Below are 10,663 nucleotides of genomic sequence, written 5' to 3'. Positions count from 1 at the left end.
ATTTCAGGAAGGCGGACAGCGCCTCAAGCCGGGTCTCGGCATTCATAAATCATTCCTCCATTACTCATTATCATAGCACCTATTATACTAGTTTAAACTACAACTTGTAATAGGATAATATCCGTGACATGATGACGTTGGATGTGATAATGAAGGAGGATTCATTATGGAAAGAGTCGTCATAAGCGGCATGGGGATCGTGTCTCCTCTTGGCAGCGATGTGGAGCAGTTCTGGGATCAATTGCGAAACGGGCAATCGGGCATATCTGAAATTGACGCATTTGACACGTCTGCCTATAAGGCAAGGTTTGGAGGCGTTGTCCGGGATTTCGACGCCGACGCGCTGTTTGGCCGCAAGGAGGCGCGGCGTATGGACCGCTTCACCCAATTCGCGGTTGCAGCCGCCGATCAGGCGCTGGCCGATTCGGGACTGAAGCTGGAGAATATGGACAGGGAACGGCTCGGAGTGTATGTCGGCTCGGGCATTGGCGGCATCGGGTCGCTGCTGGACCAGCATGGGGTGTTGCTCGAACGCGGGCCGGACCGGGTAAGTCCAACCTTGGTGCCGATGATGATTGCTAATATGGCGGCGGCTTCCATCAGCATTCGTTATGGCGCCATGGGCCCGGCGCTATCGCCGGTTACGGCCTGTTCCATTGGCAATACGGCCATCGGCGAAGCCTTCCGGGCCATCCGTTCCGGCGAGGCGGACGTTATTCTGGCCGGGGGCGCAGAGGCCGCAATCAATGAAATATCGCTGGCCAGCTTCGGCAACGCCCATGCCTTATCCGTCCGAAACGGGGACATAACGCGGGCCAGCCGCCCGTTTGACGCGGACAGGGACGGCTTCGTCCTTGGCGAAGGGGCGGGCATTCTCGTCCTGGAGTCGCTCACTCATGCGCGGCGCCGGGATGCGCGGATTTACGCGGAGGTGATCGGCTATGGCGCCAGCTCCGACGCCTACCATATGGTGGCGACCCATCCGAAGGGAAGGGGGGCTTACCAGGCGATGAAGCTGGCCTTGCAATCCGCCAAGGTTACACCGGCGGACATTGATGTGATCAGCGCGCACGCCACCAGCACGGCGCTCGGCGATTTATCGGAGACGAAGGCGATCAAGGCTCTGTTTGGCGAGGACGCATACCGCGTACCGGTCACGGCCAACAAGTCGATGACGGGACATATGCTCGGCGCGGCCGGGGGCGCGGAAGCCATTGCTCTGGTCAAAAGCCTGTGCGGGAACGTCATCCCGCCAACGATCAATCTGGAGCGGCCCGATCCCGAATGCGACCTGGACTATGTGCCGAATGAAGCCAGAGTGCGGGATTTGCATATCGGCATGTCGAATTCCTTCGGCTTCGGCGGGCATAATGCGGTGGTTGTGATTCGGAAGTATTCCTAAAAGGAGCGCCGCCGCCCGAATGCGCCCGAGTAGCGGGGCGAAGCCATTTTGCTTATTCCGCATCCTTGCCGCTCTTCTGCTGATTCATGAGCAAGGTCTTCAGCTCCTGAAGCTCCGCTTCAATCCGGTGCAGATGGCCCTGCATGTCGTCGATCTCCTGCTCCGCCTTGTAGTTGATCGCAAAGTCGATGATCGCCTCATGTTTGTCCCGCGCCGTCTGCCGGTTCTGGCTCATCATAATGATCGGCGCCTGGAATGCCGACAGAAATGACAGGCACAGATTCAGCAGGATAAACGGAGGCGAATCGAAATGCCGGGTGAAGCCGAGCACATTCCAGACGATCCACACCGCCAAGAAGCAGGAAAAATACAGGATAAACTTCCAGCTTCCGCCGAAAGCGGCTATGCGGTCGGCCAATTTTCCGCCAAGGCCCGTCTGCTTGTCGTATTCCTCTTCCAGATGGGCGAGGATGCGTTTTTCGTAAATATCTACAAGATTGTCGATACGTCCTTTGTGCTGCTCGTTCAGTTCAATATCAAATCCATTAATGGTCGCGTCCACCGGCGGGACCTTTTTTGCTTTTGCTTGCGCCATGGATGGCCCTCCTTGGTCAAAAGAATGCCATCATCTTACTCCATCCTTTTTCATTTGTATATGGCGGGAATGCGGCTGGTGTCTTCTTCTAACTTCCATTATACTAGACGAGTCGTCGGGTTTTACAAAAAAAGGTCTGTTATTTTACCATTTCAACGAGTAAGAGGGGTAAAGCATGTACAGGAGAAGAATGGGAAACGCCGGCCGGTTCTATCTGGTGTCCGCGCTGCTGGTGCTTAAGCTGCTGCTGCTGCGGATGCTGTTCTTCGACCGGATCGCCTGGGAATGGGTTCTGGCCGATGCGGCGCCGGCGCTGCTGCTGATGGGAATTCTGGCTGCTGCGGTGCCAAGGAGGGCAAAGACCGCCGCGTTCTGGACGCTCAATGTCATACTGTCGCTGCTGCTGTTCGCCGCAAGCGTATACTTCAATCATTTCGGCTCGGTGCCGACCTATCTGGCCCTCGCCGAGCTGCACCAGGTATTTCAAATCAGGGACAGTGTAGAGTCCACGATACAGCCCATCGATTATTTGTTCTTTGCGGATATCGCGGTGTATGGGATTTACCGCTTGCTGCGCCGAGGGAAAGCGGGCATGGGGGAGATGCGTTCGGGCGATGCTCCATCCGGACTTCGGTGGGTGTACCCCGCCGTTATTATGCTCTCCATCTTCGGAGGGGCCTCGCTGTCCGCCTATTCGATTCATGCCTCGTCGGGAATCACGAACGAGCTGGCGCAGGCGGAAAGCGCGGGATTTCTGAATTATGAGGTCGTCGCCGCGATCCGGGAACGCCAGAACAGCGAGCTGGTCGGCACCGGCAACATCAAGGATACAATCGCCAAGGTCGAGGAACTGGAGACCTCCTACAACTATGCGGGAGCGCCGTCCGGCACGCCGTCCGCCGCCTATTATGGGGCCATGCAGGGCAAGAATGTCATTGTCGTGCAGATGGAGGCTTTTCAGAACTTTCCGCTGCATCAGTCGCTGGACGGGCAGGAGCTTACGCCGAATCTGAACAGGCTGGCGGATGAAGGGCTTTATTTTCCCCATGTCTACCAGCAGATCGGTCCGGGAAATACCTCGGACGCCGAATTTATGAGCAATACGTCTATCTATCCCATCGGAACGCTGGCCATGTCTACGGGCTTCGGGGACCGGAAGCTGCCGGGCCTGCCGCGCGTGCTGGAGAGCAAGGGCTACGAAGCCTACACCTTCCATGTCAATAAGGTTGGCTTCTGGAACCGCAAGGAGCTGTACGCGGCGCTCGGTTTTAACGGCTATTACGACAAACCTTACTATAAGAACGATCATTTCAACGCCTTCGGCGCTTCGGATGAACAATTGTACATTACGGGAGTGCAGAAGCTGGCCGAGCTGGGCAAGAAAGGGACGCCTTTCTACGCCCAGTTCGTGACGGCCTCCAGTCATCACCCGTTCCAGATTCCTGATGCTTTCAAAAGAATTACCGTACCGGACCATCTCCAGGGCACCATGCTCGGCGATTATCTGACCGCGATTAACTATACCGATTATGCCATCGGGACGCTGATTGACGGGTTGAAGCAAAACGGACTGTGGGACAGCACGGTGCTGGTGCTCTACGGCGACCATTTCGGTCTCCAGCCGCAGAGCGTTCCGCCGGAGCAGGTGGAGGGCGCGCTTGGCATCAAGTACGATTCACGGGTCAGCCGGTTCAACATTCCGCTCATCATTCACATGCCCGGCTCGGAGCGGGGGAAGACCGTCGAAACGACAGGCGGGCAGCTTGATATTATGCCGACTCTGGCCAATCTGCTGGGCATATCGCTGAAAAGCGAAGGGGTTACGCCATTCGGACACGACCTGCTGAATATCCGGCATAATGTGCTGGGGATGAGATACTATCTGCCCTCGGGATCTTTCTTCAATGACGACATCCTGTTCGTTCCCGGCAAAAGCTTTCAGGACGGCGAGGCCATCTCGCTGAAGACGCTCCAGCCGGTCGCCGATTTCGCCAGGTATGAGCGGGACTACAAGTATATTTTGCAGTGGATGAGCCTGTCCGACGAATATGTGAAGCTGCTGCCGAAACGCTAGCCATCCGGCTAGCGGCCAAAAGGATGAAGAAGCTGGGAGCGAATATTAATGAAACCATGGTTTAAACCGCATGTTCTGGGGGTGGCGGCGGGCTTCGGCCTGCTGCTCGGCCTGCTGTTCCTCGGGCCGTTCGTCGGCGTGGCCGACAACGGCGACTTTCTGCGAATGATGGACACGATCGGTCTGCATTATTACAACGCTTCCGAAACGTATGCGGACCGTTTTTTCAATTACAGCCATTCCCGGTTTGCGTATGAGCATCTGTTCCGGGGGTTCTATCCCTCTTCGCAGATTTTCGTTGTGCTGGCGCCAAGGCTGCTGGGCGGTTTGTTCCACGGAAGCTGGTTCGACATTCGCCTGCTGGCTGCGGTATACGGCATACTGCTGCTTGCAGCGACCTGGCTGCTGGTCAAATATAACGCCCGCGCCTCCTGGGTCACGGGCTTGCTGCTGGCGGGTGCGCTGCTGTTTGTCTTTTATGATATCGGCTATCTCGCGTACTTCAATTCGCTGTTCGGGGAGCCGGTCTCACTCGTGTTCATGCTGCTGACTTTCGCGCTTGGGCTGAGGCTGGCTTTCAAGGAGAAGCCGGAGGCCAGGGATCTGTGGCTGTTCTTTGCCGCCGTCCTCTTCCTGGCCTGCTCCAAAATCCAGAACGCGCCCATCGGCGTCGCCTTCGCGCTGATCTTTCTGCGGTTCGCGTCGCTTCAGGGCGGGGCGTTCAGGAAAGCGGCCATCCGCTTCTCGGTGGCGATATTTCTGATTTCCGTGATTATGTACGCCGCCGCACCGAAGGAATTGAAGCATATCAATCTGTACCAGACGGTATTTTACGGCATTCTGAACGGTTCGCCGGATGTGAAAGGGGATCTGAGGGAATTGGGGTTGCCAGAGAAGCTGGAGGTGCTGGCGGGCACCAATTATTTCGAGAAAGGCACGGCGGTCGAACAGAATGACCCTTCGCTCGTTCCCGACTTTTACAGCCGGATTTCCCACAAGGATGTGCTGGCATTCTATCTGAAGCATCCCGGGCGCTTGCTGGACAATATGCGCTACGCGGCAAAATACAGCATGGCGATTCGCCCCTCCTATCTCGGAAATTACGAGAAGGCGGATAATAAGCCGCCGCGCCTGCTTGCCTATACGTACAGCGGATGGAGCCGGTTTAAACTTCATGTGCTGCCCCATAACCTCGCATTTCTGGCTATCTTCTACGCCGTATATTATGCCGGAGCGTTGTACGAATGGCTGCGAAGCGCGGACCGGCGACAGCAGGTAGCCTGCGAGCTGATGATGCTGCTCGGACTCATCGGTATTTTCGCGTTCCTCGTGCCGATCCTCGGCGACGGGCGCGCGGATATGAGCAAGCATTTGTTTCTGTTCAATGTCTGCTTTGACATGATGGCTGTAACGATGTTCGCCTGGGCCGCTCATAAATTGAGAGGATGGATGTTCAGGGGAAAGCCGTGACGCTTGGTGCGTCACGGCTTCTTTTTCGGCAACAGGTCAATAATAGTATTTCGATACCCGCTCGAACATCTCCAGCAGCTTGGGGAATGCGTCCAGCTCCCGGATCGCTGCGACATCCTCACGGACAGCCGTCTCTTCTTCCGGACGGAGGACGGAGGGGGCAATGGGCAGCGTGATGGTCTCTGTCTGCCGCAATTGCTCAAGCAGCAGGTCAATGGCCCGTTCCAGGTAACGGTGGAACCACTTGAAACGATCCTTATAGATCGCTTTGATCTTGTTATATTCCATTAAATAATCGTTCAGGTCGGACAGGGTCACCCAGTCAGGCACCATGGTGAGGGCGAACAATTTGATCTCCATCGCTTGAGGGTTCTTGTCACAGAATTTCAAATAGTTGGACCGGGACTGGAAGGTATTCTCGGGTGAAATCGGATGCTCCTGGTGATAATTAATCACGGCGTCGTCATGGATGAATACCGCTCCTTTTCTGGCGGCGCGATACCCGAATTCCCAGTCCTCCCAACCGAACCCCGTAAGAGCTTCGTCGAAACCGCCGATCTCGTCAAAAAAACGCTTGGTCATCGAGAGATTATTCGTGATGAGATTCAACCAGGAGTATTGAAACAGCTTGAATTTGCTGCCATAAGTTTGCAGGATGCTATCGAAGTAATCATTCTTGCTGCTCCACCGGTTGAGGTGATCGGGATCAAACATCAATTCAAAGGGGAGGAGCTGCACCGGCGTCTGATCCCCCTGCATAAATTGCTCAATGATCGGCGCGGTGATCGGATTGCCGGAATACAGCTCGCTCATAACGGATTTCTGCTGCGCCGAATAACCGGGATCGGTCATCGTATAGATGCGTCTTGAGCGCATGGCCCCGGATACGATATTCCGCTCTCCGCTCTGATGGTGGTTGACATGGGTCATGACAAAATCCGGCCCGCATATCATCTCGGCATCCACAAACAGCAGGGTGCGCCCCGTTGCAATGCCCGAGCCGATGTTCCGTATTCGGGATCTTCCCCTGCTCTTAAGCTGCTGCACATAAATGAATGGAAATTCCGGATACAGCGAGTAGTACAGGGAAGGCGTATGATCCGTAGAGCCGTCATCCAGAAACACAACCTCCATCTGCTGAAGCGGGAATTGCTGCCGTTCCAGACTCATCAGGGAAAAATAGTTCAGCGGGCAGCGGTTATAGGAAGGTATAATGACGCTTACGGCAAAATTTCTTGGGGTCCCCCCGCTGACGGCGACGCCTCTGGCCGGATCGCGGTAGAAATACAGACCGCCCTCATCCCCGTCCAGCGCCGAAAAGATGTGGGTTCCAATCTCTTCCTCGCTCCGGGCGACGGACCATAGACGAAACTCCCGGACCTGGCCTTTAAATGTGCCGTACTGATGGCCTCCTATGCCCAGGGAGGGGATAACCCGTTCAACATTGCTGGCCATGCTTTCTTCCTTTACCCGGGCTCCGTTAATATACAGCCGCAGCTTCTTGTTGTCCGATACGACGGCAACATGCTGCCATTCCGAGAAATCATGCGCGAAGACCAGTCTGGCGGGAAGATGATTCACTGAATGCTCATAGACCGCTATGCCGTTTGTGCCGACGGAGATTCCGCAGCCCGCGCTGCCCTCCGGGTAGAAATCGGGACCCACCAAATAAGCTCTTCCGCCTGTCCCGTCCGCTCCTGTATTCCGTTCCTCGTCGAGAGCTTGTTCCTCTTCCGCTTTCACCCAGAATTCATAAGTAAAGGTATTGCTGATGTCGCAGGTTCTCTGGAACTTGATCCATTCGCTGCCGTCAAACTGCAATGTGCTCTGTTCATACATGGACAATCCCTCCTATGATCCCCAGTACCCCGAGATGGCTAATTGATACAGATAGAGATAGCGGTCTACCATTCTGGATACCGAGAATCGCTCTCCGACATAGTATCTTAATTTTTCAGGGAGGTAGGGGGCTTGATAATCGTACAGCTTTCCTGCCATCTCTTCGAATGAGTCGCACATCATCTCGGGGAAGGGCTCAAGTATTTCCGGAACAGCCCCTTTAGCCATCGCAAGCACAGGGGTTCCGCAGGCCATCGCCTCAATGAGCACAAGTCCGAACGGTTCTTCCCACTGGATAGGAAAAAGAAGGCATCTGGCATACTTTAACAGATCCTGGCGGACTCTTCCCCCGACCGGGCCGACATATTGGAGAAGGGAATTGCGGTTCAAACGGGGAGTAACCTCCTGAATGAACATTTCTTCGTCATGGATCGGTCCGGCTATAACCAGCCGCTGTCCGGTCATTTCGGCTAGGTCCATCGCCTGGAGAACCCCTTTTTCCCGGACAATTCTGCCCATAAAGAGCAGAAAATCGCCTTTTTCGTGGCTGAATTCATATTCATCAACGACAATACCGTTGTTCACATCGAATCCGTATCCCCCGCCTATCGTTTCCCTGGCGCTGCGGCTTACATAAATCGGAAAATAAACAGGATTATACACAGGCAGATGAATGGTATGGACTACCGGAACATTGATTTCGATCCGGCTGAGCGCGGAATCAAAGGTATGGTCATGAATAATATCAATATTTTCCGGGAGATTCTCCACCACATAAGATGCGATGGCATCATCTCCGTAAAATGGATAAGGAATGACGCTTCCCCAAATATAGCTTCCGTTCGGAGCAAATAGAATGACCTCATGCCCCCTCTTGACCAGTTCTTGAGAGAGCTCATAGATGATGCGTTCCGTTCCTCCATCCCTGGGGGGAGGGACGGTTTCATGATTTGGCGCGACTTGCAGAATTCTCATGGAGAACCCTCCTGACTGAGCATTTGTATATGGGACTATGACATCATATGATTCCCGTTTCGCCGCTGCATACGGAGTCCGCCTATTGCTCTAAATAATCATCAAGCCTGAGCCGGTCAAAATATGCAAATTTCCCGCTGCAATTGTCCATATCTAAAATCCCTCCGCAGGAATCTACTGTATGAGGAGGAGATGTGGATGGCGAATCTATCTGTCCTGATGCCGGTCTATAACGCATCCTGCTTTCTGGAGCACGCGGTGGAGAGCATTTTGCAGCAGAGCTATACCGATTTTGAGCTGATCGTCATTAACGACGGATCAACCGATAACAGCCTCGAGATTCTTGAACGGTATTCCGATCCTCGCATCAAGCTGATTCATAACGGGACGAACAGCGGAATTGTGTCCAGCCTGAATTGCGGCTTGAACGCCGCCTCGGGAGCATACATTGCCAGAATGGATGCGGACGATTACAGTCTGCCGGACCGCTTCAAGGCACAGATTCAGTTCATGGATCTGCACCCCGAAATCGGGGTCTGCGGCACGCAGTACCGGATTATGGGTTCTCCTCCCCATGGAGACGGAGGCCTGAGTACCGCGCTTCCTTGCGATCCGGATATTGTCGCCTGTTCGCTGCTGATCAACTGCTGTCTCGCGCACCCTTCCGTAATGCTGAGAAGGCGGGTCCTGGACCGGCTTCACAGTCCGCCGTATGATCCGGATTACCAACATGCGGAGGACTATCATCTCTGGGCCAGGCTTTCGGCAATCACCCGTATAGCCAATCTGGAGCAATGCTATCTGTACTACCGCCAGCATGATCTGCAGCTCAGCAGAACCCGTCGCCTGGAGCAGCTGAGGCAAGCGGACAGGATTCGCCTGGATTTATTGAATGGAATGGGACTTGTTCCCACCTCCGAAGAATGGGAGCTTCATCTGAATTTATGTTATTCGAGGAGGAGCGGCGACGGGTCCGAACGGGAATGGATACGCAAGATCCTTTTCCGGAATCTGTCCGCCAGAAGGTACGATCAGTTGGCGTTGATGGACGTACTGAACAGCGTTTGGAGAGGGTAATTTTACGTAAATCCTGAAAGGGGATGTCCGGAATGAAGGCAGTAATTCTGGCAGGCGGCTACGGCACGCGGATCAGCGAAGAATCGCATCTGCGGCCGAAGCCGATGATCGAGATCGGCGAGAAGCCGATTTTATGGCATATCATGAAGATGTATTCCGATTACGGATTTAACGACTTTGTAATCTGTCTTGGCTATAAAGGCAATGTAATCAAGGAGTATTTCTCCAACTACTATCTCTACAATTCCGATGTCACGTTCGATTATACCAATCAAAATGAAATGGTCATTCACCAGCGGAAGGCGGAGCCCTGGAAGGTTACCCTTGTCGATACGGGGCTGGAAACGCTCACCGGAGGGAGATTGAAAAGAATTGCCCCGTTCATCGGCGAGGAGCCGTTTATGATGACTTACGGCGACGGGCTGTCTTCAATCGACCTTAACGCGCTGCTGGCATTCCACCGGAGCCACGGCAAAATCGCCACGGTAACCGTAACCCAGCCTCCGGGGAGGTTCGGATCGATGCAGCTGAATGACCAGCAGCGGGTCGAGGCTTTTCGGGAGAAGCCTAAGGGCGACAACTCCTGGATTAATGCAGGTTTTTTTGTGCTTGAGCCGCAGGTGTTTCAATACATTGAGGGAGACAAGACGGTATTTGAGCAGGAGCCGCTGGAAGGTCTTTCCCGAGAAGGCCACCTGATGGGTTATAAATTCGAAGGCTTCTGGCATCCGATGGATACTTTGCGGGACAAAAATTATCTGGATCAGTTATGGAAATCGGGGAATGCTCCGTGGAGAAAATAAATTTCTGGACCGGTAAAAAGGTGTTTCTGACCGGCCATACGGGTTTTAAAGGCTCCTGGCTGTCCATTTGGCTGCATCGGCTCGGAGCGGTAGTAACCGGCTATTCAGACGCGCCTCCGACCGATCCCAGCCTGTATGAGTGCGGCCGTACCGGCCAGCTTCTGACCTCCATTACAGGGGACGTCCGGGATTTGGCTCATCTTCAGGCGGCCATGCGCGCGGCCGATCCGGATATCGTGCTGCATCTGGCGGCGCAGCCGCTCGTCAGGGAGTCCTACCAGCGTCCGGTGGATACGTATGCGGTGAATGTGCTGGGCACCGTTCATGTGCTGGAGGCGGTGCGCCGGAACAACGCTCAAGGAGGCAAGATCAAGGCGCTGGTCAATGTGACGACGGACAAATGCTACAGCAACAAGGAGTGGTTCTGG

At 54.5% G+C, this 10,663-nt stretch carries 9 protein-coding genes; 6 read left to right on the top strand and 3 right to left on the bottom strand.

Annotation, left to right across the window (positions count from 1 at the left end):
* Positions 1 to 166: 166 nt before the first annotated feature.
* A complete protein-coding gene (fabF, locus tag L692_RS0119510; RefSeq protein ID WP_025701735.1) occupies positions 167 to 1,402 on the top strand; it encodes a beta-ketoacyl-ACP synthase II in 1,236 nt (411 codons plus the stop codon).
* A gap of 52 nt (positions 1,403 to 1,454) precedes the next feature.
* On the opposite strand, the gene L692_RS0119505 is transcribed toward fabF, so the two are convergent.
* Entirely contained in the window at positions 1,455 to 1,997 is a 543-nt protein-coding gene (locus L692_RS0119505) for a DUF1003 domain-containing protein (protein WP_025701734.1), read from the bottom strand.
* Between the two features lie 175 nt (positions 1,998 to 2,172).
* On the opposite strand from L692_RS0119505, the gene L692_RS0119500 reads away from it, so the two are divergent.
* Together L692_RS0119500 and wsfD are read left to right on the top strand one after the other, a co-directional pair.
* Positions 2,173 to 4,071: an LTA synthase family protein gene (locus L692_RS0119500; RefSeq protein WP_025701733.1), complete on the top strand. Its 1,899-nt coding sequence runs from the start codon at positions 2,173 to 2,175 to the stop codon at positions 4,069 to 4,071.
* Positions 4,072 to 4,119: 48 nt separating this feature from the next.
* On the top strand, positions 4,120 to 5,541 hold the full coding sequence (gene wsfD / locus L692_RS0119495) for a glycan biosynthesis hexose transferase WsfD (RefSeq protein WP_025701732.1): 1,422 nt from the start codon (positions 4,120 to 4,122) through the stop codon (positions 5,539 to 5,541).
* Between the two features lie 36 nt (positions 5,542 to 5,577).
* Here wsfD and L692_RS0119490 read toward each other — a convergent pair whose 3' ends face one another.
* Together L692_RS0119490 and L692_RS0119485 are read right to left on the bottom strand one after the other, a co-directional pair.
* On the bottom strand, positions 5,578 to 7,380 hold the full coding sequence (locus L692_RS0119490) for a LamG-like jellyroll fold domain-containing protein (protein WP_025701731.1): 1,803 nt from the start codon (positions 7,378 to 7,380) through the stop codon (positions 5,578 to 5,580).
* A 12-nt stretch (positions 7,381 to 7,392) separates the two neighbouring features.
* Positions 7,393 to 8,355: a glycosyltransferase family 4 protein gene (locus L692_RS0119485; RefSeq protein WP_025701730.1), complete on the bottom strand. Its 963-nt coding sequence runs from the start codon at positions 8,353 to 8,355 to the stop codon at positions 7,393 to 7,395.
* 198 nt (positions 8,356 to 8,553) lie between these two features.
* On the opposite strand from L692_RS0119485, the gene L692_RS0119480 reads away from it, so the two are divergent.
* From L692_RS0119480 to L692_RS29500, 3 genes are all read left to right on the top strand, one after another.
* Positions 8,554 to 9,432, top strand: coding sequence for a glycosyltransferase family 2 protein (locus L692_RS0119480; RefSeq protein WP_025701729.1), 879 nt, complete (start codon positions 8,554 to 8,556; stop codon positions 9,430 to 9,432).
* 32 nt (positions 9,433 to 9,464) lie between these two features.
* A complete protein-coding gene (gene rfbF / locus L692_RS0119475; RefSeq protein ID WP_025701728.1) occupies positions 9,465 to 10,235 on the top strand; it encodes a glucose-1-phosphate cytidylyltransferase in 771 nt (256 codons plus the stop codon).
* A partial coding sequence (locus L692_RS29500) for a GDP-mannose 4,6-dehydratase (RefSeq protein WP_232238829.1) occupies positions 10,223 to 10,663 on the top strand: 441 nt, incomplete at its 3' end. The genes rfbF and L692_RS29500, both read left to right, overlap by 13 nt.

Origin of the sequence: Paenibacillus forsythiae T98 (assembly GCF_000520735.1) — a bacterium.
GTDB lineage: Bacteria > Bacillota > Bacilli > Paenibacillales > Paenibacillaceae > Paenibacillus_AQ > Paenibacillus_AQ forsythiae.
The sequence above is the reverse complement of the archived record's forward strand: the minus strand, read 5'-3'. Positions and strand labels throughout refer to the sequence as shown.

Bases quoted from the DNA above. Each gene is read 5' to 3' on its own strand.
- wsfD (WP_025701732.1), top strand. From the start codon at position 4,120: ATGAAACCATGGTTTAAACCGCATGTTCTGGGGGTGGCGGCGGGCTTC.
- rfbF (WP_025701728.1), top strand. From the start codon at position 9,465: ATGAAGGCAGTAATTCTGGCAGGCGGCTACGGCACGCGGATCAGCGAA.
- L692_RS0119490 (WP_025701731.1), bottom strand. From the start codon at position 7,380: ATGTATGAACAGAGCACATTGCAGTTTGACGGCAGCGAATGGATCAAG.
- L692_RS0119500 (WP_025701733.1), top strand. From the start codon at position 2,173: ATGTACAGGAGAAGAATGGGAAACGCCGGCCGGTTCTATCTGGTGTCC.
- fabF (WP_025701735.1), top strand. From the start codon at position 167: ATGGAAAGAGTCGTCATAAGCGGCATGGGGATCGTGTCTCCTCTTGGC.
- L692_RS0119505 (WP_025701734.1), bottom strand. From the start codon at position 1,997: ATGGCGCAAGCAAAAGCAAAAAAGGTCCCGCCGGTGGACGCGACCATT.
- L692_RS0119480 (WP_025701729.1), top strand. From the start codon at position 8,554: ATGGCGAATCTATCTGTCCTGATGCCGGTCTATAACGCATCCTGCTTT.
- L692_RS0119485 (WP_025701730.1), bottom strand. From the start codon at position 8,355: ATGAGAATTCTGCAAGTCGCGCCAAATCATGAAACCGTCCCTCCCCCC.